The sequence below is a fragment of the Enterobacter sp. SA197 genome, from assembly GCF_054131575.1.
The window spans coordinates 1,475,942-1,498,981 of record NZ_CP096393.1; the positions used below are offsets into that span (position 1 = coordinate 1,475,942).

The following is a 23,040-nucleotide window of genomic DNA, read 5'->3' on the forward strand; positions in this document are numbered from 1 at the left end:
ACCGAGCGGCTTGAGGCCTGTGTCTCTCCTGAAGAGATGTGAGAGCCGATGCAGGGTGCGGTGGCCTGCCTTTCTCCCTCCCCCTCAGGGCTGAGAGATCCCCAGTAATATGACGTTCTACAGCGATACCACGGCGAAATGAGAATTAAACCGTCACCGCGATGACAGGGTCCGGCTGAAAATCGATGAGGCGTTGACGGCTGACCGGGGCCGCCCGCAGGGAAGCGGGCGGAGGGGATAGCCTGCAGGGATGCAGGCTGGTCCCCGACCCGATAGTCAGACGACATAAGACGACAAAATTGCCGGGAGCGATTTTGAATAGCGCCTGCGCTAGCCCTGAAAGGGTGAGCCCCAGGGATGGGGCGAATAATGCCGCGAAGCGGCGATTTTCCTTGCCGGGAGCCCGGGTCGCCAGGGTGGTGGCGGTGAACCACCCTGGCACGTTCACGGGTTCTGACGCTAAAGAGAAGCAAGGAACATAAGGTGAACGGAATGACCACAGGAGCCGCATGTTTCCCCTCACCCTGACCCTCTCCCCAAAGGGGCGAGGGGACTGACCGAGCGGCCTGAGGTCTGTGTGCTTCCACCAAAGCGGCGAGGGAGTCGATCGAGCGGCCTGAAACCGTTGTGTCTCTCCCAAAGAGGTGTGGGAGCTGATGCAGCGTGCGGTGGCCTGCCTTTCTCCCTCTCCCTCAGGGAGAGGGCAGGGGTGAGGGTGGGGCAGACGGCGCTAAAGCGACAGCGCCCTCAACGGTCTTACCACTTCATCTCGCCGGTGTTCACTTTGGCACTCAGCTCCAGTGAACTCTCATCCGCCAGTTGTGGGTACGCCGCTTTCATGGTTTCAATGACCGCCGCCGAACTTTTCTTTTCAGCCAGCGCCTGCTCAAAGGTTTTCAGATAATCATAGGTAAAGGTAATCGCTGCGTCGCCTGCCAGGCGTTCACCCAGGTAGTGTCCCGGAATCACCTGCTGCGGTTTTAACGCCTGCATCTCACGCAGTACGTTCATCCAGCCCTGGCGGACTTCAGGCGTCTGCGTGTCAGCCGTCCAGACATGCATTCCCGACGCAATGGCCGTCCCGCCCAGAATCGCTTTGTTCGCCGGGATCCAGACATAAGCGGCATAATCACCCGCGTGTTTCAGCTCCAGCGCTTCGCCGTCGACGGTAAAGTGCGTCGTGGTGGCCACCTGTGGAACGATGATTTTGGACGGCGCACCCTCTTTCATCTGCGGACTCCAGAAAGCCAGTTTGGCCTCTTTAGTCGCCTTGATATGGTCGACAACGGCTGATGAGGCCACCACTTTTGCCTGCGGGAAGGCTTTGACCAGCGGCTCCAGGCCGAAATAGAAATCCGGGTCGCCGGAGGTAATCACAATCTCTTTGAGCGTCCTGCCACGCTTTTTGATGAGCTTCACCAGTTCCTCGCCATCTTTCACGCTGAACTGCGCATCAAACAACACGGCTTCTTTTGGCCCGGAAACCAGCGTAGAGGAGACCGGGAAAATCCCTTTATCTTGTGGGTTGTATACATCCAGTTGCAGCGGTGCGGCAAACGCCGGGGCAGCGGCCAGTGAGAGTATCAGGGCTGCGGATTTTACGTTCATGGTGTTCCTTAACGGCTAAGTGAAGAGAGAAGCGGTTTAACCAGGCCAAAGAAAGCCGCCGGTTGCCCGTAGTAGCGTGAAACAGGCAGGAGTCTGTGCTGCCCGTCATTATCAATAAATACGGCGGTGGGGAAGCCCTGTCCGCCCGTTTGCGCCATCAACATGCGGGCATGCTGAATGGCAGCCAGCGCTTCATTTTCCGGGATTTGCCCGAGTGCTGCCCCTGACGCAATAACCTGACTCATCACCCTATTAACCACATCAATGCGGGTGACATCCCGCCCATGTTCATACCACGCATGCTGGATGGCGTTCAGAAACACGAGGTCGCTACCGTCAGGCGCAAAACGCTGCACGGCGAGAAGCCCACGGGATGATGGCAGGGAATCCAGCACAATCTCGCTGTTTGCCAGCAATTGGGTGCGGTAATCGCTGCCAAAAGGCATGCCGGTGAGTGAGGCAATGCGCGCATCATGTTCATGAACGTGCGCGAGCCAGTTGTCATCGAGCTTTCTGCGCTGGCTGCCGACAAACAGTCCGCCTGGTAAGATGTGCTGTTGCGTGAAGTCCTGCGCCACCCGGTTGAGCAAAGGCAGTGCGCCGTAGCTCCAGCCGCAAAGCGGGTCGATTATCCAGTAAAGGCCGGGTTGCAATGCCATGATGAAACTCGTTGGGTTGTCAGGAATAACCATTCTACGGATTGATGCGTCTGCTACTATTCCTGAAACAATTCATGCTGTGTTTCATGAAACGATCAAATGGAGTAACAATGGACAGGGTCATGGCGGCACTCACCTACAATCGCATCTGCGAGCTGGGTAGCCTGAGTGCGGCGGCGCACTCGCTGGGTATCTCGCGTCCGATGGTCAGCCGCTATCTGGATGAAATGGAAAAGTGGGCGGGGGCACGGTTACTTCACCGCTCGACGCGCCGACTTACCCTCACCCCTGCCGGGGAGAAAATCCTTGAGAAAACGCGGCAGCTGGCCGTTCTGTCGCAGGATATCGAAGGCGATGCGACAAGCCAGACACCGTCAGGTACGCTGCGCATCGCCTGCGCGCATTTTACTGCGACGCATCTTCTGGGACCGCTTATCCCGCCTTTTTTGACGCGCTACCCGGCACTGCGCATTGAAGTGGATATCAATAATCAGCCGGTCAGCCTGGTAGGGGAGCGCATCGATCTGGCGATTCGCATCACTAACTCACCTGAGCCTGGGGTGATTGCCCGTCTGCTCGGGGAGTGTCAGTCGGTGCTGTGCGCTTCACCGGCTTATCTTGCGCAGATGGGGACGCCCGTTACCCTTACGGATCTGGCGCAGCATAATTGTCTGCATTACAGCCGATTTTCAGGGCAATCCTGGTCATTCCGCGATCCGCAAAAGGGCGCGGTCGCGGTGGCGGTAAGCGGGAATTTCAGCGCCGGGATTTCATCACTGCTTTGCGATATGGCAATGGCAGGCGTGGGACTGGCGATGGTGCCGGAAACAGAAGCGCGGCCAGGGCTTGAGAGTGGGCGCCTCGTCAGGGTGCTTGCGCAGCTGGAGCCGCAGCCGCTGGGAATTTATGGCCTGTATCAGTCACGTGACCACCAGCATGCGGCGCTGGGCCTGTTTCTGGATGCCATCAGACAGCACCTTGCGACTCAAACCTGATTCAGGTGGGCCATCCACTGTCGGTGCTCTTTCTCCAGCGCCTGCGCGGTAAGGTCGAGAAACGTCCTCACCGCGGCCGGGCGATGTTTACTGCCCGGAACCTGGATTTGCAACGTGCGCTGGCTGAGTGATGAGTTATTAATCGCGCTGAGGGCCATGCCATCCTGCCTGGCACGCCACAGCACGCTGAAATGACTGCAGACGGTCATGGCATGCGGGGTATGCCGGGTAAAACCATAGAGGGCGGCAAAATTATTGCTGCTGAATACCGGCTCCAGGAATGTACCTGCCATACGACACGAGAGATCAAACAGCTGGCGCAGGGTGGTGCCCGCCTCCGGTAATATCAGCGGGTAATGATGTAAATCTTCCATCACCACGGCTGATTGCTGCAACAGGGGATGGCTCTCTGCCAGCAACAACAGCACCGGCGCAGGCCAGGCAGCGATGATTTCCACATCCCGCTCGGGAGCGAGACTGAACTGGAAGGCGACGTCGCAATCGTTGCGCCGAATCCACTCCGCGACCTGCATGGCGGAGCCCACCTGCAGATCAAAACTCACGCCCGGTTGCGCCAGCCGAAATTGCGCCAGCAGGCCGGGAAGCAGATCGAAGGCCATACCGTCGGTACAGGCGATTCGCACCAGCGCTTTGCGCACGGCCGTCAGCCCCTGAATTTCTGCCAGGGCAAACTCCATGTCGCGCATACTTTTACGCACATGGTTAGCCAGAATTTGTCCGGCATCGGTCAGCACCATACCGCGCGCATGGCGCTCAAACAGCGTGACGCCCAGCCGGGTTTCGAGCTTCTGTATCTGTCGGCTGATGGCAGAACCGGCCACATAAAGCTGTTCGCTGGCGGTGCTGAGCGAGCCGGTGGTGGCGACTGCGAAAAAGTAGCGTAGTTCATTGCTCAACATAGAGGATTCCTCTGCGATGCCCTGAAACCGTGCAGTGTACCCTTATCAAAAAGGCAACGCCAAATTGCAATTATTATTATTGTGGCAAAGCTCTGTTCTGGTTTAGAACAAAAAGACAACAACAGCTATTTGCGCTACGGCAGCAAATGACCCCTAAATAATTCGAGTGGCGGCAAGGCGGCAACTAAGGGAATCCCGATGAGCTTACATCGGTAAGTGATTCGGGTGAACGAACGTAGCCAACGCGGCAGCGGCTCGACGTATGACGGGGAGGACAGGGTAAACAACATGACAACACAACAGATCGTTGACCAGGCGCTGGCGTGGTTCGACAGCGGCCATTTTAAAACAACGCTTGCCAGCCGGGTGGCTATCCCCAGCGAAAGCCAGCGTACCGACCGGGATGATCAGCTCAAACGTTATTACGACGAAGCCTTCATTCCTGCATTCCATGAGATGGGGTTCACTACAGAGGTTATTGCTAACCCGGTTAATCCGGCCCGGCCCTTCTTACTCGCCAGCCGCGAAGAAGACTCATCCCTGCCTACCGTGATGTGCTACGGACACGGCGACGTGGTGTTCGGCGACGACGCCCGCTGGGCTGAAGGGCTGTCGCCGTGGACGCTGGTGGAGCGTGAGGGAAACTGGTACGGACGCGGTACGGCGGACAATAAAGGCCAGCACTCGGTAAACCTTGCCGCGCTCGAACAGGTATTCCATGCGGGCAACGGACGCTTAGGTTTTAACTGCGTCTGGTTGTGCGAAATGGGCGAAGAGATGAGCTCACCGGGGCTGGCAGCGGTATGCGAGCAGCTTAAAGATCGCATCAATGCCGATCTCTTTATCGCCTCCGATGGTCCGCGCCTCAGCGCAGAACGTCCGACGCTGTTCCTCGGCTCGCGTGGCTGCGTCAACTTCCGCCTCACCATTGAGGCACGGGCCAAAGATTATCACTCCGGTAACTGGGGCGGGCTGTTAAGCAACCCTGGCACTCAACTGGCGAACGCCATTGCAAGCCTGGTGAACAGTCAGGGTGTCATCCAGGTTGCCGCTCTCAGGCCGCCGGCGTTAACCCCGGCACTGAAAGCGATTCTGTCGGACATTACTCCCGCGCGTGGGGAAAAGGATCCCGCCGCCGACCCGCACTGGGGAGAGCCTGGCCTGTCGGCAGCAGAAAAATTGTTTGGCTGGAACACGCTGGAAGTGCTTTCGTTCCTCACGGGCAACCCGGCTCAGCCGATGAACGCCATTCCGGGGCAGGCAACAGCGGTGTGCCAGCTACGCTTTGTGGTTGGCACCGACTGGGAGCAACTGGAACAGGCGGTTCGTGCTCACCTTGACGCCCAGGGTTTCACGATGGTCACCATCAGTGAGGTGCGCGGCACGCCTGCAACCCGCTTTGATCCCACCGATCCGCTGGTTAACTGGACGCTGGATGCGATGGCGGAAACCACCGGTAAAAAACCAGCTCTGTTGCCTAACCTGGGCGGTTCATTGCCTAACGATGTGTTCGCCGGGATTCTGGGCCTGCCGACGCTCTGGGTGCCGCATTCGTACCCCGCCTGCGGGCAACATGCGCCGGACGAGCATCTGCCGATTGAGATCGCGCGGGAAGGACTGGCTATCATGACCCGACTTTTCTGGGACCTGCATGAACGCGGTGCGGAGCTGCTGATAAGCCACCTTGAGCATCAGAAAGGAGGTGCAAAATGAGTACGCTCGCCCGTGAAGCAGAGCAGGGCGGCACACGCCCGAGCCTGGCAAAAACGCTTTTTGCGACCTGCATCGGTAATGCTTTAGAGTGGTTCGACATTGCGGTATACGGCTTCTTTGCCAGCTATATTGCGCAGGTCTTTTTCCCGACCACTAACCCGACCGTTTCGTTACTGCTGGCGTTTGGCAGCTTCGGGATCGCCTTTCTAATTCGCCCGCTGGGGGCGGTGGTACTAGGTGCGTATGCGGACAAGCACGGACGTAAGGCGTCGCTGCTGCTCTCCATCAACCTGATGATGCTGGGCGGGGCCATCATCACCTTTATGCCCGGCTATGCCACCCTCGGCGTGGCGGCACCGCTGCTGATCCTGCTGGCGCGCCTGATTCAGGGCTTTTCGGCAGGGGGAGAGTTCGGTAGCTCCACGGCGTTTCTGGTGGAACATTTCCCGGAGCGGAAAACCTTTATCGCCAGCTGGCAGTTTGCCACCCAGGGGGCCAGCACGCTGATGGCCTCGGCCTTTGGCCTGGGGCTGGCGCACTGGCTGACCCCGGAGCAGCTTCTGGACTGGGGCTGGCGTATCCCGTTTGCTTTCGGTTTGCTGATTGGTCCGGTGGGGCTGTGGATCCGCCGTCACGTCCACGAGCCGACGGCCTATGTGGAAGTTGAAAAACCGCGTCACCCGGTCAGGCTGCTGTTTGGCTCGCAGAAGCGTTTGATTGCGCTGGCAATAGGGCTGATGGTGGTCTCCACGGCAATTAACTATATGCTGAACTATGTGCCGACCTGGGCGACCAAAACCCTCGGTCTGCCGGCCTCTTCCGCCTACAGCGCGACGCTGATTGCCGGGATCATCCTCACGGTGGTGACGCCCATTGGCGGCCTGCTCGCGGAGCGTGTCGGACGTGAGCGCCTGCTCTGGACGGCGCTGGGACTGCTGGCGTTTACGCTGCTGCCGGCCTTCTGGCTGACCAGCCTGAACGTGACGCCGCTGTCGCTGTCGCTGCTGGTAGGCTGGATGGCGCTGCTGAAGTCGATTTACTTCTCAACCATTCCTTCCGTGATGGCGGATATCTTCCCGGTCTCAACGCGCGCCAGTGGGATGTCCATCAGTTATAACGTTGCTGTCACGGTGTTTGGTGGTTTCGCACCGTTCATCTGTACGCTGCTTATTAGCGCCACGGGCAGTCAGTTCGCACCGGGCTTCTACCTGATGGTCACCGTGTTCCTGAGCGTCGCCGCGCTCTGGCACACGCAAAAGCAACTGCGTTAACCTGCCTTCCCCTCTCTGCCCGGAGAGGGGATTTACCCCTGCGCACCCGGCCTGCGTAAGATCACCTGCGAACTGCCTTCTTCCCTTTCTGCTTCGGCCTCCGCTTGCGCGCTGTTTTTGCTGTTCGCGAGGCTATTTTCGTAGCGTGGTGGCGTAATGACCGGGTAGAGATAGCTGCCCTGCACCGTACATTGCGCAGGTTCGCTGGCCCCTGCATAAAAGAGATAGTACTGGCCGCTGTTGGGGAAGAACGTCAGCTCATCGCCATTGCCGAATTCTGTCGCCCAGAACGGCACGCCGCTTTTGGTGTGACTCTGTGTCTTACCGGACGCCACCTGGAAATGGTCACCCCACTTCATGGTGATGAGATAATAGTTAAAAAAGGAGACGGTCATCTCCCCGCGTGGCGGGCAGTTAAGCTTGATGGCGTTGTCGGCTTGTGCCGCTATGGCAGGCAAAGTGAGTAACAGTAAAAACAGGGAGTATTTCACGCATCCATTCTCGTGGGCATAACGTCAGGAACGTGGATCCTACGGCGTCTGCCCGCCGCCTGACCAGCAGCAAGCTGTTACATCTCCACATAAAGTTAATCAAAATATGACGTTAAAGTGATGTAACGGCGCTGCCTTTACCCCCTGTTCTGGGCGGCACCGGGTTGCACCTTCGCGATCTCACACTCGCCATGAGCCTGAAAGCCACGAAAGGTCGCAAAAGTGAAATTCATCAAATTCACCCCCGGCACTTTTTCGCCACGGCGAAAGAGGTGAATTTTGCCGATACGCAGATGCGAAATATTCTGGATGATTTTGCCCGGAATGTTCCGCGAGCTGTCGAAGACGTCGAACGCACGTTGCCGGGTGATTTTTCGGAACAGGTGGCGGAGTCTATTTTTAGCAACATGATGAAGCTGCATGCGAGGCTGATAGCCAGTCAGTAAGCGAATTTATTAAGAAAAGAAGGAGAGAGTGTGGTGGACATGAATTTCATCTGGCTGGGGATTGTCAGCCTGGTTCTGATGGCAATTGCCATTCCGCTGGTGCTGCAAAAAGTGAAGCCCAACCGCTGGTACGGCGTGCGAACCGCGCGAACGCGCAATGATGAAGGGCAGTGGTACCGGGTAAACCGCTTGTACGGCAAAGTGATGATTGTGGCGGGCGTGGCGTTTTTTGTGTTTTCAGCTCTGCTGGGAAACTGGCAGCCGGGTGAAGATAACCAGAAGATTAGCCTGGTGCTGTTTATGCTCGAAGTGCTGATCCCGGTGTTTTTTACTCAGGTCAGAGCGAGAGCCCTGGGGCGGAAATGATGCTCATGGTGGGTCCATTAAAGTGGAGAAGATGCGTAGCTAAGGGCTGAAAATTGATTCGTCCGGTAGCCAAAATGAATATTGTTATGAGTCTATATTTGGTCTAAATTAAGACCGATCAGAGCAAGGACAATATATGAAAATTGAAACGATAAGCTATATCAAGAAGAATGCTGCGACGCTTGAACTGGACGAGCCTATTCTGGTCACGCAAAACGGCGTACCTGCTTATGTCATTGAATCCTGGGAGCAAAGGCAAGACAGAGAAAATGCCATCGCACTTCTTAAATTGTTGACGCTATCCGAAAAAGAAAAATCCGAAGGTAAGGCAGTGAGTAAGGAACAACTCCTGGACGGCCTTGGTTTGTAAATCAGGGATCTTTGAGCAAAAGGAATTCAAATGGCAACGTCAATTGTGTCTTTCGAGTACACCCCAACAGTGGATATGTGCCTGAAGGAAATTATCAATCACCTTCGCCGCCACGACATTAATGCGGGTCCCGTCATCAAAGAGCTTCTTGAGGAATTTGAACGTAAGGTTCGTCAGTTCCCTCAAGGCTGCCATGTTTGCCCGGAACTTTTAAAGATTGGCTCTGGGAAATATCGGGAATGTAACACGAGCAGAGGCTATAGGATCCTGTATTCAGTCGATGCGGAAGTCATCACTGTCCATGCTGTTCTGGCCCAAAAACAGGATATAAAGCAACTGCTATTTAAGCGCCTCTTACTCATGTAAAGGCGCTCATCTGTGTGAGTAATCTATTACATCTGATTGCTCCACTATCCGCAAAAAATGGCAGAAGGTCCCCTTACACACATGGCCCGGTCGCACAGCCGTACATCATCACCAGCGGGAAAATAGGGATCATGAGCGGTGCCAGATAACTGACATTCTGCTCGGTCCTGTCGGTTATCATCACCGTCACGGGAGGTTCCAGTCTGGTCGCGTCAGTGGTGCGATAACGCAGAATCCCATCATAAGTGCCTCTCGCTTTAAAGACCGCCACCAGCGTTTTTCCGGACTCCATCACGTGGGCGTTATAGTGATATTTGAGTCTGTCAGCCTGAGCGGGAGTGAGCTGTGTTGCGTCGACAATTGCACGATACTCCGCCGTGACCTCTTTATCTTTCACCACAAAGTACACCGCCACACCGGGGCTTTTATCCCTGAACTCATCATAAAAGGCTTTATAGTCGTTATACACATCGCTCGTCTTATCGCGTTCAAAAACGTAGCCGTAGTTGTCCGACAGAACGGTGATGTAATGCTCCGTCACCCGCAGATAGGTGAGGGTATCCTCTTTCGGCATCGGCGTAGTGGTTGCGCAACCGGCCAGTAACATCATCATGAGCAGCAATACAATTTGCTTCATTGTCTCTTCCATGTGAATCGATCTTTATTGGGTGAGAAGTATAGTCCGTACAGAGTTGAGGGAAAGAGGCGCTACGGGAATGGGTAGGGAAAGGGAATCAAGCCCCCGCAAGGGTGGGCCTGATAAAACACTAAAATCACGCCAGGCGCGGATACCCGTCCGCAATCGCATCGCCGGTGAACTGGGCAATCCAGCCCTCCGGGTTGTCGAAAATGCGGATGGCGGTAAAGTTCGGCTCTGAGCCCATGTCAAACCAGTGCGGTGTGCCGGCGGGCACGGAGATCAGGTCGTTTTTCTCGCACAATACCTGATAGACCGCATCGTCGATGTGCAGGCAGAACAGCCCGGCACCTTCCACAAAAAAAACGCACTTCATCTTCGCCGTGGGTATGTTCGTTGAGGAATTTGGCGCGTAGCGCCTCCTTTTGCGGATTGTCGGCGCGCAGGCTGATGACGTCCCAGCTCTGGTAGCCTTTTTCTGCAACCAGCTTATCAATGGCGTGCTGATAGGCGGTGATCACCGTTTCGGGCGACGGGTCAGCACCCAGGTCGCGATCCGCTTCCCAGCGCTCAAAGCGCACGGCTTTCGCGTTCAGTTTTTGCTGGATTTCGGTGGCGTCAGTGCTCTGCCAGAGGGGCTGGCTGGCGTCTTTGTCTGAATAAATAGTCAGTGCGCTCATGAAGGGATCTGCTCCGGCTTAATGTGGTCGAAAGAGGGGACCTGGTGATGATGGCTGGCGGCATCGTTGTCGCCTCGAATCAGCTGTAGGGTACGCAAACCGGCCTGTTCGGCAGCGTCCAGCTCCTGATGAATATCTGACAGGAACAAAATCTGCACCGCAGGAATGCCCAGTTGTTCAGCGATATTGCGGTAAGACTGCACCTCGCGCTTCGCCCCTACCCGCGTGTCGAAGTAACCGCTGAACAGATGAGTAATATCACCTTCGTCGCTGTAGCCAAATAACAGTTTCTGCGCCGCCACGGAGCCAGAGGAATAAACATACAAATCAATGCCTTCTGCTTTCCATTGCTCCAGTGCTGGCAGTACGTCCGGGTAGAGATGACCGGTGAAATCACCGTTGACGTAACCGTCGTGCCAGATAATTCCCTGCAGGGCTTTCAGTGCGGTGGATTTGCGGTCTTCGTCCATAAACGCCAGTAGGGTGGCGAGCAGGTCGGCGGTGGTGGCATCAGGCTCATCGATTTCTTCGCGCAGGTTGTCGAGGATGGTTTTCACCGGCTCCCCATATTGCTGTGTTGCGAGAAGCGCCGGCAGGCGTTCGCGGGCGTAAGGAAATAACACGTTGTGCACAAAGCGGATATCGCTGGTGGTGCCTTCAATGTCGGTTACAATCGCTCGGATCATCATTTCTCCAGCAGTCGTCGCTGCATGTCGCATTCAAACAGGAATTCCAGCCCTTCAAGATGCCGACGGGCCTCCGCCACATCACGCCCCCAGCAGGTCAGACCGTGTCCGCGCAGTAAAAAACCATAATTGAGCGGGCGGGCGCGAGCATACTGCTCAATCTGGCGGGCGAGGGCATCAATATCCTGGCTGTTGTCAAAAATTGCAATGGGCACGGTATCAAGATGGGTCGTCTGCCCGCGCAGGGATTTTTGCATTTCGTAGCCGCTCAGCAGAAGTTCAGGCGCAGGTTCCACGCGAGAGAGCACCGTCGCATTGACCGTGTGGACGTGCAGTACGGCCCCGGCATCGGGAAAAAGACGGTAAATCAGCGTATGCAGCCCGGTCTCGGCTGAGGGTCTGCGCCCGGACGGCGCATGATTGTCGGCAATGGACACCTGAAGGAAATCATCCGTGGTCAGGCTGCCCTTGTCTTTGCCGGACTCGCTCAACCAGCACCACTGCGCATCTTCTCGTACCGACATATTGCCGCCGGTGGCCGGGGACCAGCCTTTCTGGCCAATCCAGTGGCAGGCGCGAACAAGTTCTTGAAGTTGCAGGTTGTCTGTCATGGTCTTCCTTTATGTGCGCCATACGCTCGCGTCGGCAGGAATATTGTTATGGTTTAGACGTCTAAGCGTCTTGATTGCCAAATACTAACATCGTGTTATAGTGGCGGCAACATCAGTATCACAAGCAGGCACGCAACCATGAGCGACAACACACTGATTCCGCAAAGTAAACTTCCCGCCCTGAGCACCACCATTTTCACGCAAATGAGCGCGCTGGCGCAGCAGCATCAGGCCATTAACCTCTCGCAGGGGTTCCCGGATTTTGACGGCCCACGCTATTTGCAGGCGCGTCTGGCGCACCATGTGGCCGAAGGGGCGAACCAGTACGCACCGATGACGGGTGTGCAGGCGCTGCGCGATGCCATTGCCGACAAAACCGAAGCGCTCTATGGCTATAAACCGGATGCGGGCACCGACATCACCGTGACCGCTGGTGCGACCGAAGCGCTGTATGCGGCAATCACCGCGCTGGTGCGCAAGGGCGATGAAGTTATCTGCTTTGACCCAAGCTACGACAGCTACGCCCCGGCGGTGCAACTGTCTGGTGGTGTGCTGAAGCGGATTGCCCTGCAGCCGCCGCATTTTCGTGTCGACTGGCAGGCATTTGCCGGGCTGCTGAGTGATAAAACCCGTCTGGTTATCCTCAATACGCCACATAACCCGTCGGCGACGGTGTGGCGAAAAGAAGATTTTGCAGCGCTCTGGCAGGCAATTGGCGATAAAGAAATTTATGTGCTGAGCGATGAAGTTTACGAGCATATCTGTTTTGCAAAAGAGGGCCATGCCAGCGTGCTGGCACACCCGCAACTGCGTCAGCGGGCGATTGCCGTCTCATCCTTCGGTAAGACCTATCACATGACCGGCTGGAAAGTGGGTTACTGTGTGGCACCGGCGGCCATCAGTGCAGAATTACGCAAGGTGCACCAGTACCTCACCTTCTCGGTCAATACGCCTGCACAGCTGGCGCTGGCGGACATGCTGCGTGCCGAGCCGGAACATTATCGTGAATTACCGGAATTTTATCGCGCGCGGCGGGATCTACTGATCAATGCGCTCAGCAGCAGTCGTCTGGAAATTCTGCCCTGCGAAGGGACGTACTTCCTGCTGGCGGATTACAGCGCCATTTCCAGTCTTGATGATGTGAGTTTTTGCCAGTGGCTGACCAAAGAGGTGGGTGTGGCCGCGATCCCGCTCTCCGTGTTCTGCGCCGATCCCTTCCCGCATAAACTGATTCGTTTGTGCTTTGCGAAGCAGGAATCGACGCTGCTGGCCGCCGCTGAGCGGTTATGCCAGCTGTAGTTATTTCACCGTCCAGGCACGGGAGAACCGACGGCCGGCAAAGAGCTCTGTCAGGCCGTTGATCTGTTTCAGACGCAGCACTTCGTCACTGTCCATTCCCAGCTCTTTGCCGATTCGCTCATCATCCCAGCCGCTGCGCGCCAGCTCGCGAATGATTTCGGACATCTCACTGATCTGGTGACGCCCCCGCGCACGGTTGTGGCGGATGGTAGAGGCCATACGGTCGGATTTACTGGCGTGATCGCTGCTAAGGCAGGTCACCGGCAGATAGCCTCTGAGTTTTTTCTTCAGCGATGCCCGATTTTTCCCTAATTCGTGACGGTGAAAGCCATCGACGATTTCAAAATGGTCGGGCTTCGCCTCCTGCACCACAATGGGCTGGGTAAAGCCGTCCGCCTCAAGGGATTTGAGTAAAAGCCTTTTTTCCGGCGGGGCGACGTTATTGGGATTGTAGTCATTGGGTGAGATCTTACTGCTTTCAATCCACAGCACGCAGTCTACAGGCTGATCGTTAAAGGGGCTGTATTCATGAAGCAGGATACGAAACCGGTTGATGACATCAATGCGTTTCTCTGCGGGTAATGAAGCGAGTAACGTCCTCAGTTCTTGCATTAATTGCTGTTGCATAGGATGCCCCACTCTTTACGTTTGTTTTTGACACGGTCGTGATAACGCTTGTAATTGCTGGTCTTAGTCGGACTGAAAGAGAGCGCCCGGCACCAGTAATCATTGTTGAGCAGAACCTTGCAGATGCGCCGCCAGGAGGGAATGTCTTTCGCGCCGGCGTCACAGTTTTGATAATCAGGAATATGCGCCATACCCTGCTTTTCATACCAGTGTAAATAGACGGCAATTTTATTTCGGTAATGTTCTGCGGTTTGCTCTGGCATGCTGTCGAGCAGCAGTAGAGCGTACTCGCGCCAGCTCAGATGAGCCGGTTTGAGCAGTTTGCGGTGGCCATAGAACTGATTGTCCTGCCCGGCATAGACCCCGCCGCTGCTGACGCCGCTTACCCGTTCACACATCAGTGCCCACCGCTCTGGCTCCACAACGTGATAAAGCCACAGCCCCTGGCGTTGTTCCGGCCCAAAAGGCTCACAGATACGCATGTACCTGGCCGCGACGCCAGCCTGATACATCAGGTTGTAAAGCGGGTTGTAAGGCGCGCCGGTTTTCGCAAACCAGGTCCAGATATCCGCCGTTTTCCAGTCGTAAATGGGGTAAATATACCAGGCGTGTCCGCGAGGAGCGGCCGTTGTCCAGGGTTTATCATCGGCAAAACGCATTTTTCGTGCCGAGGCGATGGACATAAAACGGTTGTAAGACTCGTCCGCGCGAATACCAATCAGCATGGCGGCAGGACGGTTATTGGCAAACCAGTCCGCAAACTTGCCGACGAAAGCCTCAAAGGTCATGCCCTGCTCATAAAAGGGGAGCGTTTCAGGCCGGGTAATCGCATGTGCCGGAGGCTGGCGCACCCACTCAACGCCCGGCTCCCAGCACTGCCAGGTCGGTGCGTACTGAGATAATCCGTTTTGTGTGGTGAGAGGAAGCGCTACCCAGTAAAATTTGTCGATAACATCTTCATACTCCACCCGCATCTGCTCGACAAAATTAATGGTGTAAGTAAATTGCGCTTCCCAGTCGATAAATAACACGCTGATTTTCTTTTTAAACTTACGGGCAAGCTGAACGGTTAAATTCAGCATAATGCTTGAATCCTTGCCGCCGGAAAAAGAGAGGCAGACTTTTGGGAACGTCTCCAGTGTCCACGTAATCCTCTCTATGCTGGCTTCCAGGACATTCTGATCCAGCGTTCTTTTTTGAATATGCATCATCAATGATTCCTGAATGAACGCGTCAATAAGCGAGAGATGATAATAAAAATACGCGGCGGGGTAATCTTTAATTTTCTATAGATTTCAATGATATAACATTTTAAAATATCCTGTATTACTTATATTTAAACACTGTTGCGCTTTGTCGGTATTTACAAGCAAAGGGGAGTAAGTTTTTCCATGTGTAATTATGTGTAGGCTTTAGAGAATAATTCATTGGTCTGGTCTATGAGTGAATACGGGTTGCGTGGCAGGTTCCTGCCGTCATCTTTCCCTTTGACGCGCCCGGTTAAAGGGGGGCAGGAGCGATGAGTGATATGAAAAGTTTTAACTATTATTCATTGGATGAATATTTTTTATGGCAGTGATGGTTCAGGCGGCTATACATTTCTCGTTACTATTTACCAGAGCCTTTTTATTTCCCGGGTAAATAGCATTTCAGTTCATATCGCAGACATAACCTGCGGTGAAACGCAGAAAACCCTGACGATGACCCTCTGCGTGTGCAGGAGCTTTAATGGCGAAACCTATCACAATCATAGGCAGTATCAGACGGGTTTACATTGTTATACGCGCGCGAGAGTGTTCTAATCCCTAACGTCTGTGTGACAAACCATGCCGCTGTCACGCAGGCATTGCCAGCCTTACTGGCGCTGAAGCACCCACGGGTCTTTCAGGTATCAAGCCACCCGTGAGGTGGCTTTTTTGTTTCTGCCGGTGCGGCTGCGGTTTTGCAGCTTCATCGAATGTTCATGTACGGTTTATTAAACAGTTTCGTGCGGGTTGTTAGCTAACGCTTATTGATTTGATAATGCAAATGCATTAGCCGGGTCGAATAAATTTCGTTAACTTACATCCCAACGAAAACACGGAGGAAGTACAGATGTCTTTAATCAACACTAAAATCAAACCTTTTAAAAACCAGGCGTTCAAAAACGGTGAGTTCGTAGAAGTTACTGAGAAAGATACCGAAGGCCGCTGGAGCGTGTTCTTCTTCTACCCGGCTGACTTCACCTTCGTATGCCCGACTGAACTGGGTGACGTTGCTGACCATCATGACGAGCTGCAGAAACTGGGCGTAGACGTTTACTCTGTTTCTACCGATACCCACTTCACCCATAAAGCATGGCACGGTAGCTCTGAAACCATCGCTAAAATCAAATATGCGATGATCGGCGACCCGACTGGCGCCCTGACCCGTAACTTTGAAATCATGCGTGAAGACGAAGGCCTGGCTGACCGTGGTACTTTCATCGTTGACCCGCAGGGTATCATCCAGGCAATCGAAGTTACCGCTGAAGGTATCGGCCGTGATGCATCTGACCTGCTGCGTAAAATCAAAGCGGCACAGTATGTTGCTTCCCACCCAGGCGAAGTATGCCCGGCTAAGTGGAAAGAAGGCGATGCGACGCTGGCTCCATCCCTGGACCTGGTTGGCAAAATCTAAAATTTCCGTCGCCTTTCGCGCCATAGCGGCGTTGGCGTCACCTGCTCGCCCCGGTCACTTACTGATGTAAGCTCCCGGGGACTCGCAGGCTAGCCGCCTTGCTCTGACGCGAAATTCTCGGAAATTGCGTAGTACTATCAGGGCGCTTTTGCGCCCATTTTATTCCAGCATCATGATGCAAGTTGCGTACACGCAGCTCATATGTGGCAGCTTGCATGATGATGTTTTAAGCCCAGGAGATTAAAAATGCTCGACACAAACATGAAAACGCAGCTCAAGGCCTACCTTGAGAAACTGACTAAACCTGTTGAGCTGATTGCCACGCTGGATGACAGCGCCCGATCGGCAGAAATCAAGGAACTGTTGGCTGAGATTGCTGAACTGTCAGAGAAAGTCTCTTTCAGAGAAGACAACACCCTGGCGGTACGTAAGCCCTCGTTCCTGATTACTAACCCAGGTTCCGACCAGGGGCCGCGTTTTGCGGGGTCGCCGCTGGGCCATGAATTTACATCACTGGTACTGGCTCTGCTGTGGACCGGTGGTCATCCGTCGAAAGAAGCGCAATCTCTGCTTGCGCAGATTCGCGACATTGACGGTGATTTTGAGTTTGAAACCTACTACTCATTGACCTGCCACAACTGCCCGGACGTGGTGCAGGCATTTAACCTGATGGCGGTGCTGAACCCGCGTATTAAACATACGGCGATTGATGGTGGCACCTATCAGAACGAAATTACCGATCGCAACGTGATGGGCGTTCCGGCAGTATTCGTCAACGGTAAGGAGTTCGGTCAGGGGCGTATGACGCTCGCCGAAATCGTCGCCAAAATTGATACCGGTGCCGAGAAACGTGCCGCTGAAGAGCTGAACAAACGTGATGCTTATGATGTGCTGATTGTCGGCTCCGGCCCTTCCGGTGCGGCGGCGGCAGTTTACTCCGCCCGTAAAGGCATCCGTACCGGCCTGATGGGTGAACGTTTTGGTGGGCAGGTGCTCGACACCGTGGACATCGAAAACTACATCTCAGTACCGAAAACCGAAGGTCAGAAACTGGCGGGAGCGCTGAAAGCTCACGTATCAGAATATGACGTGGACGTGATTGATTCTCAAAGTGCGACCAGACTGACGCCGGCTGCGGTGGAAGGCGGTCTGCATCAGATCGAAACCGCGTCAGGTGCCGTGTTAAAAGCACGCAGCATTATCATTGCCACCGGCGCGAAATGGCGCAACATGAACGTGCCGGGTGAAGAGCAGTACCGTACCAAAGGGGTGACCTACTGCCCGCACTGCGATGGCCCACTGTTTAAAGGCAAACGCGTGGCGGTGATCGGTGGCGGTAACTCCGGTGTGGAAGCGGCAATCGATCTGGCGGGTATCGTGGAACACGTTACGCTGCTTGAGTTTGCACCAGAGATGAAAGCAGACCAGGTGTTACAGGATAAAGTGCGTAGCCTTGCCAATGTCGACATTATTCTCAATGCACAGACCACCGAAGTGAAAGGTGATGGCAGCAAACTGACCGGGCTGGAATACCGTGACCGCGTAAGCGGCGATGTGCACCATATTGCTCTGGCCGGTATCTTCGTACAGATTGGATTACTGCCGAATACCACCTGGCTGGAAGGTGCCATTGAGCGTAACCGCATGGGCGAAATCATCATTGATGCGAAATGTGAAACCAGCGTCAAAGGTGTGTTTGCGGCGGGCGACTGCACCACAGTGCCGTACAAACAAATCATTATCGCCACTGGCGAAGGTGCGAAAGCCTCTCTGAGTGCCTTCGACTACCTGATCCGCACCAAGAGTGCATAAAAAGAAAGTAAGACTACACCTGCAATAGCAAAGAGGCTGCCACTGGCAGCCTCTTTTTTTTCAGCGAACAACCAGCACCGGAACGCGCGCGTACCGCACCACACTTGAAGCATTCGACCCCAACAGATGGGTGGTAATGGACGGGTTGTGGGAACCAATCACCACCATGTCGGCCTTCAGCTCCCCGGCCATTTCATTGACCACATCCCTCACGCTGCCTAAGCGAACGTGAATATGGATACGCTCTGGACTCAGCGTGAAATGGCTGATCATGGTTTTCAGTCTTGACCTGGCTTCAACCTCCAGATGCTCTTCAAAACGGCGAATATCGGCGGCGAAGCGGTGCAGGCTTAAGCTGGCGGAGGAGGGCAGGACATGCAGCAGGTGAATGACCCCCGTCTCCTGTGCCAGAAACTCAGCGTGTCGGATGGCTTTGTCGCTCAACTCCATCTCAAATACATCGACTGGCATGATGATTGTCTGATACATAAACGCGTCTCCCTGTGGGTTATGTTGCACATATTGCAGCATAAACGGCAGGAAATTTTTGCCATACCGCTGGCAATTATTCACATTCCCGATGGATGACCCAAATACAGAATGGCGAGGGTAACGTACCGCAGCCACCATGATTGCTGGGTGAGAAGATAAAGAGCAGGCTCGCCCCTTTGCAGGCGTCGTTGCGCTAAAAATCAGAGTCGAACGCGCCGCGAAATGACGACATGTGGGAGGTCAGGGTCAGTCAGAGGATGCAGAACGCACCCTCTGTTATTACGCACAATGGCACCACTCAGAGCAGGTAGTCACCCGCCGCTTCTGGCTGGTAAACCAGCTCCAGCACTTCAAGGTCGGTTGAAGCTCCGCCGGGTAACTCCCAGTGAATGCTGTCACCCACGCGTAATCCCAGCAGCGCGGCACCGACGGGCGCCAGCACCGAAAGCTGGTTTGCGCTGTCGGTCATCCGGGTAGGGTAGACCAGGGTTCGGGTACGTGCTTCGCCACTTTTCAAATCGCGAAACGTGACGGTGCTGTTCATGGTGACAACATTAGCTGGCATAGCCTCAGGGCTACACATTTGGGCACGATCCAGCTCTGTGTTTAACGCCTGCGCAACCGGCAGGTTCGCGTAAGCCGGTTTCTCCAGCAAGCGGTCAATGCGCTCAGCATCGAGTTCGTTGATGATAATGGCAGGTCTGGACATCTCTTGCTCCATGTCTTGGGCGGTGCACCGCCTGGTTGATCCAAAGAAAAACCCTCGCCGACTGGCAGCGAGGGTTTAGCTGATCCGATGATACTGACACTGGCGACAAGTTTGAAGTGACCCGGCTCACATTTGCCGGGTTTATGATAAGTTTGTCGGCGATCCTGTCTCAGTAACCCTGAGGGTCGATGATAAAGCTCTCGCCGCAGTTGCCCGGATGGGGTTGTTGACGAAAAGATTGGGCGGTAAGCGGTTCGTTTATTGATTCAGCATCCAGAGTGAACTGCAGTTCGGTGAGATAGGCTGGCTTTCCGCTGCAGCTTAATTTAACCGACTTTATGCTGCCGTCACCCCAGGATTGCGCCATCGCCAGGTCAAGGTCCCGACGTGTTACGCGCTTACCATAATGCGTTGCGAGGAAAGTGCCCAGTGGACTCTGTCTTACCTCCTGATTCAGGCGAACCATCACGCCAGACCATGCATCTGGATCAAAACCAAAGCAGACGCCATGTTTGGCGTACTCATAGCGCTCCAGGCACGAATTGCCTCCGGCACCAGGCATGACCGCATTGAGTTTATCGGCCATCTCCAGCGACAAACCGGTTTCAGCGGCGGCACATTTTCGGCTGGCTTTGGCTTCCGGCATGTCAGGAATGGGGCGGCTGGCGCAACCGTAGCGCATCCAGCGATTATTATCGACCCCGCGGGCCGCGATAGATTTTGGCAGGCCCGGCCACAATCCATGCACGGTAAGGTAATCACGCTTTTGTGCTGGCTCTTTTTGCAGCCGACACTCGTCCGGCTCCCTGCTACCCCGATCATGCTGGCTCTGACAAAAACCAGTCTGCCAGGAGAGAGCCAGAACATAGCTGTCAAAATCCCCATACTTTTTAGCAACCAGCGGTTCGGCCCGAACTGGCGTGAGCGAGAGGATCGCCACAGCGACGCTAAGGCTGGCGACGAGACCCTTTCTTAACATTGATATTCCTGATACTGACGGTGAGATAATTTCTGGCAGTTATTAAAGCACAAAAAGCGCCGGGGAGGCGCTTTTTGCATATCGGGCAGGGTACGCGTTAGCGGATTGCCGCTCCTGGCACCAGCACTTCAGTGGCTATGATCACCACAATCAAACCCACCAGCACCGGCACTGATGTCCGTTTCACCACCTCGAAGGGCGAGATGTTTGCCATCCCTGCAACTGCCACCACCACGCCGGAAACGGGGGAAATAGTACGCCCCAGATTAGAAGCCTGCAGCATGGGAATGGAGAGGTAGGCCGGGTTGATGGCGGACTCATGCGCCAGTTTGGGGATCATCTCCACAAACGCATAGAAGGGAGCATTGCCCGAACCGGTGGTCATCGCCGCCAGCATGGTGAGGATAACCAGCACCAGCATCAGGATGATACTGGCTGACCCGAAGGAGGTGGCAATGGAGATAAGACTCTGGATAAAGCCGATGGTACTCAGCCCCTGTGCAAAGACCCCGGCGGCAACCAGCAGCATCACCACGCCCGCAAAGGCATCAGCCATGCCGCGATAAGCGACTTCAAGCCCTGAGAAGACGTTTTGCGTGTTGAAACCACGGAAGAATTCCAGCACCGCCGACAGCAGCATACAGATAACCAGAATAGTGATGATATGCAGTTCAGGACCCCATTTGCCGTCAAAAATCAGGACGCCAATAATGGGGGTAAACGGCAGAATGGCATAAAAAGCCGGGGCTTTGGTGGTGATGTCTTTCACGTCGAGAATTTCGGCGGTGATATTCTCTTTTTTATCTAAATAGCGCTGCCAGAAAAAGTGAGCAATTGCCATGGCGATAATGGCGGCAATGGAAATAGGCAGGGTGGTTTTAAAGGCGAAATCCACCAGCGGCATTTCTGCTGCTTTCGCTGCCAGCACCACGTCACCTGATGTGGGTGATAAAATAATCGCAGCCGGAGAGGCGCAAATTGCGGCCGCCGCACCGCGACTGATACCGACATTGACCATCACCGGGAAGAGTGTCGCCATTAATAATACGCCAAGTCCGGTGGCGGATGAGACGGCCAGTGACATCAGACAGGCGACAAAATAAGCCGCAATCATCAGCAGATAAGGCGAGTTAATAAAACGCAGTGGGCGGGAGGCCAGCTTCACAACCATGTCGTTAGCGCCGATGTGCGTCATATAGGCTGCAAATCCGCAGAGCATCATGATCATCATGCCAAGATCGCCGCCACGGCTCATCAGCAGAATTTTCACATACTCGACAATATCGGTGGCGGTGTAACCGGTGCTGGTGGCGCTGCCTGGCAGTACTTTATGGCCCATAATGGCACTGATAATGAGCAGGGTCAGGCCGCCGACAAAGAGTACGCCAGTCGCTGAGTATCCTTTAATGATATAGCGTGCGACGCCGACGATAACGGCCACGCCAATAAGAAGTTCGATAATCGTTAACATAGTGTTCTGGATCCCAGGGTGAAGGTCAGATAAAAACGGCTGCGGGAAAACGAAAAAATGCAATGTGCCGAAGAACGGTCAGGGAGTAGATGATTAAAATCAAGGAAGGATCGTTTTAAGAATATAATCGTGTAAATTTGTTCTCCGCACCGGCCTGCTTCTAACAGGAATTACCCGATACAGGTTGGAGGGCTGAAAACAGGTCGACGGAAAAGAAAATAAAAAGTTAATAATATTCGAGAGTTTGGTTACCCATTCATTCATCGCGTAAATTAATTAAAAAAGCCTTTAAAAATTAAAAATCGGGTGCTTATACTCACCCCTCTCTCTCCCTGCTCTCGGGTAAATATGCATACTGGCAGGCCAGGTCAACTGCGCGTCATAAAGCGACACCTTATGTTGTTGCTGATGGCCTTCGGCTGGCTGTTCATCCAGAGTCAGGTGGCAATTGCTGCACATGATTGTGACCTCAACGTGCAGGGTGCGACGGTCATGACGCAGCATTACGAACATGTAATGACCAGTCATGCACAAGAGCGTTTGCAACACGGGATGAAAGCCCCCTTGTGCGACAAACATTGTGTGCCTGACGTGGTGCAAAAAGAGACCGGCCATCAGCCGGTTGTGGCGTTGCCCGTCAGTATGACCCTTGCGGTTGCTAAACCGGTGAGTGTTGCACTCGTCGGGGAGGGATGGGCATTAACCCCACCGGCCGCTGGCCCGCCGGCCACTATCCGCTTTTGCCGATTCAGAGAGTAGAAACCTGTTAATTCGTTGAAATTTCTTTCTTTTACGATCAACAGGAGTTCTGATATGTATTCTTACCTTCGTTTTTCGCTGGCCTGTCTGCTGGCGCTGCTCTCCCTTTCTCTCTTTTCTGCCGTACAGGCTAATGACGCGACGGCTATGCAGCACGACATGTCGCAGCACGCGGCAGGGCATGCACCGGTTTACCGCTCGCTGGGCGTTATCAAAAAAGTGACCCCTGACACCGTTTCTATTGCTCACCAGGCCATCCCCGATCTCAACTGGCCGCCGATGACCATGCAGTTTGCTCTGCCGCAACGCGACGGTGCACTGGCAATGCAGGTGGGCGAAAAGGTCAGTTTTACCTTCAGCCAGAACGATAACGGCTATCAGTTGGTTTCCCTGACGCCACAACACTGATCGGGGA

General features: G+C 54.6%; 24 protein-coding genes and 2 pseudogenes. 12 read left to right on the forward strand and 14 right to left on the reverse strand.

Annotated elements, in window-relative coordinates; genetic code table 11:
- Positions 1-756: 756 nt before the first annotated feature.
- Together M1D91_RS06665 and M1D91_RS06670 are read right to left on the reverse strand one after the other, a co-directional pair.
- The gene (locus M1D91_RS06665; protein ID WP_437430823.1) at positions 757-1,608 is read right to left on the reverse strand and encodes a Vmh family MBL fold metallo-hydrolase; all 852 of its coding nucleotides are present in this window, start codon (positions 1,606-1,608) and stop codon (positions 757-759) included.
- Positions 1,609-1,616: 8 nt separating this feature from the next.
- Entirely contained in the window at positions 1,617-2,267 is a 651-nt protein-coding gene (locus M1D91_RS06670) for a DsbA family protein (RefSeq protein ID WP_437430824.1), read from the reverse strand.
- Between the two features lie 110 nt (positions 2,268-2,377).
- On the opposite strand from M1D91_RS06670, the gene M1D91_RS06675 reads away from it, so the two are divergent.
- Positions 2,378-3,262, forward strand: coding sequence for a LysR family transcriptional regulator (locus tag M1D91_RS06675; RefSeq protein ID WP_437430825.1), 885 nt, complete (start codon positions 2,378-2,380; stop codon positions 3,260-3,262).
- Here M1D91_RS06675 and M1D91_RS06680 read toward each other — a convergent pair.
- Complete coding sequence (locus M1D91_RS06680) at positions 3,253-4,182, reverse strand: LysR family transcriptional regulator (protein WP_437430826.1); 930 nt, start codon at positions 4,180-4,182, stop codon at positions 3,253-3,255. The genes M1D91_RS06675 and M1D91_RS06680 overlap by 10 nt on opposite strands.
- A gap of 288 nt (positions 4,183-4,470) precedes the next feature.
- Between M1D91_RS06680 and M1D91_RS06685 the strand changes: the two genes are divergently transcribed.
- Together M1D91_RS06685 and M1D91_RS06690 are read left to right on the forward strand one after the other, a co-directional pair.
- A complete protein-coding gene (locus M1D91_RS06685; protein ID WP_437430827.1) occupies positions 4,471-5,895 on the forward strand; it encodes a M20 family metallopeptidase in 1,425 nt (474 codons plus the stop codon).
- On the forward strand, positions 5,892-7,166 hold the full coding sequence (locus M1D91_RS06690; protein WP_437430828.1) for an MFS transporter: 1,275 nt from the start codon (positions 5,892-5,894) through the stop codon (positions 7,164-7,166). The genes M1D91_RS06685 and M1D91_RS06690 overlap by 4 nt, the downstream gene beginning before the upstream one ends.
- A gap of 32 nt (positions 7,167-7,198) precedes the next feature.
- Here the strand turns inward: M1D91_RS06690 and M1D91_RS06695 are convergent, their stop codons facing one another.
- Complete coding sequence (locus M1D91_RS06695) at positions 7,199-7,657, reverse strand: hypothetical protein (RefSeq protein WP_437430829.1); 459 nt, start codon at positions 7,655-7,657, stop codon at positions 7,199-7,201.
- Positions 7,658-7,800: 143 nt separating this feature from the next.
- On the opposite strand from M1D91_RS06695, the pseudogene M1D91_RS06700 reads away from it, so the two are divergent.
- From M1D91_RS06700 to M1D91_RS06715, 4 genes and pseudogenes are all read left to right on the forward strand, one after another.
- Positions 7,801-8,103 (forward strand): annotated as a pseudogene (locus tag M1D91_RS06700) (type II toxin-antitoxin system HipA family toxin); the annotation flags it as partial.
- A gap of 39 nt (positions 8,104-8,142) precedes the next feature.
- On the forward strand, positions 8,143-8,469 hold the full coding sequence (locus M1D91_RS06705) for an SdpI family protein (RefSeq protein ID WP_437431024.1): 327 nt from the start codon (positions 8,143-8,145) through the stop codon (positions 8,467-8,469).
- Between the two features lie 136 nt (positions 8,470-8,605).
- Positions 8,606-8,839, forward strand: a complete 234-nt coding sequence (locus M1D91_RS06710; protein WP_437430830.1) for a type II toxin-antitoxin system Phd/YefM family antitoxin — start codon at positions 8,606-8,608, stop codon at positions 8,837-8,839.
- A 30-nt stretch (positions 8,840-8,869) separates the two neighbouring features.
- Positions 8,870-9,205 carry a type II toxin-antitoxin system RelE/ParE family toxin gene (locus M1D91_RS06715; RefSeq protein ID WP_437430831.1) on the forward strand — a complete coding sequence of 112 codons (336 nt, stop codon included), beginning with the start codon at positions 8,870-8,872 and terminating at the stop codon, positions 9,203-9,205.
- Positions 9,206-9,278: 73 nt separating this feature from the next.
- Here M1D91_RS06715 and M1D91_RS06720 read toward each other — a convergent pair whose 3' ends face one another.
- From M1D91_RS06720 to M1D91_RS06735, 4 genes and pseudogenes are all read right to left on the reverse strand, one after another.
- A complete protein-coding gene (locus M1D91_RS06720; protein WP_437430832.1) occupies positions 9,279-9,842 on the reverse strand; it encodes a hypothetical protein in 564 nt (187 codons plus the stop codon).
- Between the two features lie 136 nt (positions 9,843-9,978).
- Positions 9,979-10,522, reverse strand: a pseudogene (locus M1D91_RS06725) (1,2-dihydroxy-3-keto-5-methylthiopentene dioxygenase).
- Entirely contained in the window at positions 10,519-11,208 is a 690-nt protein-coding gene (gene mtnC, locus M1D91_RS06730; RefSeq protein ID WP_437431025.1) for an acireductone synthase, read from the reverse strand. The pseudogene M1D91_RS06725 and the gene mtnC overlap by 4 nt, the downstream one beginning before the upstream one ends.
- Positions 11,208-11,819 (reverse strand): methylthioribulose 1-phosphate dehydratase, encoded by a 612-nt coding sequence (locus M1D91_RS06735; protein WP_437430834.1) that lies wholly within the window; start codon positions 11,817-11,819, stop codon positions 11,208-11,210. Before M1D91_RS06735 ends, mtnC begins: the two co-directional genes overlap by 1 nt.
- A 138-nt stretch (positions 11,820-11,957) precedes the next feature.
- Here M1D91_RS06735 and M1D91_RS06740 point away from each other — a divergent pair, with 138 nt between their 5' ends.
- Entirely contained in the window at positions 11,958-13,118 is a 1,161-nt protein-coding gene (locus M1D91_RS06740) for a pyridoxal phosphate-dependent aminotransferase (protein ID WP_437430835.1), read from the forward strand.
- Here M1D91_RS06740 and M1D91_RS06745 read toward each other — a convergent pair whose 3' ends face one another.
- Both M1D91_RS06745 and M1D91_RS06750 read right to left on the reverse strand, forming a co-directional pair.
- Positions 13,119-13,745, reverse strand: a complete 627-nt coding sequence (locus M1D91_RS06745) for an IbrB-like domain-containing protein (RefSeq protein WP_437430836.1) — start codon at positions 13,743-13,745, stop codon at positions 13,119-13,121. It abuts the gene before it with no gap.
- On the reverse strand, positions 13,730-14,953 hold the full coding sequence (locus M1D91_RS06750; protein ID WP_437431026.1) for a phosphoadenosine phosphosulfate reductase: 1,224 nt from the start codon (positions 14,951-14,953) through the stop codon (positions 13,730-13,732). Before M1D91_RS06750 ends, M1D91_RS06745 begins: the two co-directional genes overlap by 16 nt.
- A gap of 886 nt (positions 14,954-15,839) precedes the next feature.
- Here M1D91_RS06750 and ahpC point away from each other — a divergent pair.
- Both ahpC and ahpF read left to right on the forward strand, forming a co-directional pair.
- The gene (ahpC, locus tag M1D91_RS06755) at positions 15,840-16,403 is read left to right on the forward strand and encodes an alkyl hydroperoxide reductase subunit C (protein ID WP_437430837.1); all 564 of its coding nucleotides are present in this window, start codon (positions 15,840-15,842) and stop codon (positions 16,401-16,403) included.
- Between the two features lie 246 nt (positions 16,404-16,649).
- A complete protein-coding gene (gene ahpF / locus M1D91_RS06760) occupies positions 16,650-18,215 on the forward strand; it encodes an alkyl hydroperoxide reductase subunit F (protein WP_437430838.1) in 1,566 nt (521 codons plus the stop codon).
- 60 nt (positions 18,216-18,275) lie between these two features.
- Here the strand turns inward: ahpF and uspG are convergent, their stop codons facing one another.
- The 4 genes from uspG to dcuC all read right to left on the reverse strand — a co-directional run bounded on the left by uspG (position 18,276) and on the right by dcuC (position 21,866).
- Positions 18,276-18,704, reverse strand: a complete 429-nt coding sequence (gene uspG, locus M1D91_RS06765) for a universal stress protein UspG (RefSeq protein ID WP_437430839.1) — start codon at positions 18,702-18,704, stop codon at positions 18,276-18,278.
- Positions 18,705-19,005: 301 nt separating this feature from the next.
- Positions 19,006-19,416, reverse strand: a complete 411-nt coding sequence (rnk, locus tag M1D91_RS06770) for a nucleoside diphosphate kinase regulator (protein ID WP_437430840.1) — start codon at positions 19,414-19,416, stop codon at positions 19,006-19,008.
- A gap of 169 nt (positions 19,417-19,585) precedes the next feature.
- Positions 19,586-20,395, reverse strand: a complete 810-nt coding sequence (gene rna, locus M1D91_RS06775) for a ribonuclease I (protein ID WP_437430841.1) — start codon at positions 20,393-20,395, stop codon at positions 19,586-19,588.
- A gap of 97 nt (positions 20,396-20,492) precedes the next feature.
- Positions 20,493-21,866 carry an anaerobic C4-dicarboxylate transporter DcuC gene (gene dcuC / locus M1D91_RS06780; RefSeq protein ID WP_437430842.1) on the reverse strand — a complete coding sequence of 458 codons (1,374 nt, stop codon included), beginning with the start codon at positions 21,864-21,866 and terminating at the stop codon, positions 20,493-20,495.
- A gap of 396 nt (positions 21,867-22,262) precedes the next feature.
- On the opposite strand from dcuC, the gene M1D91_RS06785 reads away from it, so the two are divergent.
- Entirely contained in the window at positions 22,263-22,625 is a 363-nt protein-coding gene (locus M1D91_RS06785; RefSeq protein WP_437430843.1) for a DUF2946 domain-containing protein, read from the forward strand.
- A 54-nt stretch (positions 22,626-22,679) separates the two neighbouring features.
- The gene (locus M1D91_RS06790; protein WP_437430844.1) at positions 22,680-23,033 is read left to right on the forward strand and encodes a copper-binding protein; all 354 of its coding nucleotides are present in this window, start codon (positions 22,680-22,682) and stop codon (positions 23,031-23,033) included.
- Positions 23,034-23,040: the final 7 nt, after the last annotated feature.

Bases quoted from the DNA above. Each gene is read 5' to 3' on its own strand.
- M1D91_RS06665 (WP_437430823.1), bottom strand. From the start codon at position 1,608: ATGAACGTAAAATCCGCAGCCCTGATACTCTCACTGGCCGCTGCCCCG.
- M1D91_RS06670 (WP_437430824.1), bottom strand. From the start codon at position 2,267: ATGGCATTGCAACCCGGCCTTTACTGGATAATCGACCCGCTTTGCGGC.
- M1D91_RS06675 (WP_437430825.1), top strand. From the start codon at position 2,378: ATGGACAGGGTCATGGCGGCACTCACCTACAATCGCATCTGCGAGCTG.
- M1D91_RS06680 (WP_437430826.1), bottom strand. From the start codon at position 4,182: ATGTTGAGCAATGAACTACGCTACTTTTTCGCAGTCGCCACCACCGGC.
- M1D91_RS06685 (WP_437430827.1), top strand. From the start codon at position 4,471: ATGACAACACAACAGATCGTTGACCAGGCGCTGGCGTGGTTCGACAGC.
- M1D91_RS06690 (WP_437430828.1), top strand. From the start codon at position 5,892: ATGAGTACGCTCGCCCGTGAAGCAGAGCAGGGCGGCACACGCCCGAGC.
- M1D91_RS06705 (WP_437431024.1), top strand. From the start codon at position 8,143: ATGAATTTCATCTGGCTGGGGATTGTCAGCCTGGTTCTGATGGCAATT.
- M1D91_RS06710 (WP_437430830.1), top strand. From the start codon at position 8,606: ATGAAAATTGAAACGATAAGCTATATCAAGAAGAATGCTGCGACGCTT.
- M1D91_RS06715 (WP_437430831.1), top strand. From the start codon at position 8,870: ATGGCAACGTCAATTGTGTCTTTCGAGTACACCCCAACAGTGGATATG.
- M1D91_RS06720 (WP_437430832.1), bottom strand. From the start codon at position 9,842: ATGAAGCAAATTGTATTGCTGCTCATGATGATGTTACTGGCCGGTTGC.
- mtnC (WP_437431025.1), bottom strand. From the start codon at position 11,208: ATGATCCGAGCGATTGTAACCGACATTGAAGGCACCACCAGCGATATC.
- M1D91_RS06735 (WP_437430834.1), bottom strand. From the start codon at position 11,819: ATGACAGACAACCTGCAACTTCAAGAACTTGTTCGCGCCTGCCACTGG.
- M1D91_RS06740 (WP_437430835.1), top strand. From the start codon at position 11,958: ATGAGCGACAACACACTGATTCCGCAAAGTAAACTTCCCGCCCTGAGC.
- M1D91_RS06745 (WP_437430836.1), bottom strand. From the start codon at position 13,745: ATGCAACAGCAATTAATGCAAGAACTGAGGACGTTACTCGCTTCATTA.
- M1D91_RS06750 (WP_437431026.1), bottom strand. From the start codon at position 14,953: ATGCATATTCAAAAAAGAACGCTGGATCAGAATGTCCTGGAAGCCAGC.
- ahpC (WP_437430837.1), top strand. From the start codon at position 15,840: ATGTCTTTAATCAACACTAAAATCAAACCTTTTAAAAACCAGGCGTTC.
- ahpF (WP_437430838.1), top strand. From the start codon at position 16,650: ATGCTCGACACAAACATGAAAACGCAGCTCAAGGCCTACCTTGAGAAA.
- uspG (WP_437430839.1), bottom strand. From the start codon at position 18,704: ATGTATCAGACAATCATCATGCCAGTCGATGTATTTGAGATGGAGTTG.
- rnk (WP_437430840.1), bottom strand. From the start codon at position 19,416: ATGTCCAGACCTGCCATTATCATCAACGAACTCGATGCTGAGCGCATT.
- rna (WP_437430841.1), bottom strand. From the start codon at position 20,395: ATGTTAAGAAAGGGTCTCGTCGCCAGCCTTAGCGTCGCTGTGGCGATC.
- dcuC (WP_437430842.1), bottom strand. From the start codon at position 21,866: ATGTTAACGATTATCGAACTTCTTATTGGCGTGGCCGTTATCGTCGGC.
- M1D91_RS06785 (WP_437430843.1), top strand. From the start codon at position 22,263: ATGTTGTTGCTGATGGCCTTCGGCTGGCTGTTCATCCAGAGTCAGGTG.
- M1D91_RS06790 (WP_437430844.1), top strand. From the start codon at position 22,680: ATGTATTCTTACCTTCGTTTTTCGCTGGCCTGTCTGCTGGCGCTGCTC.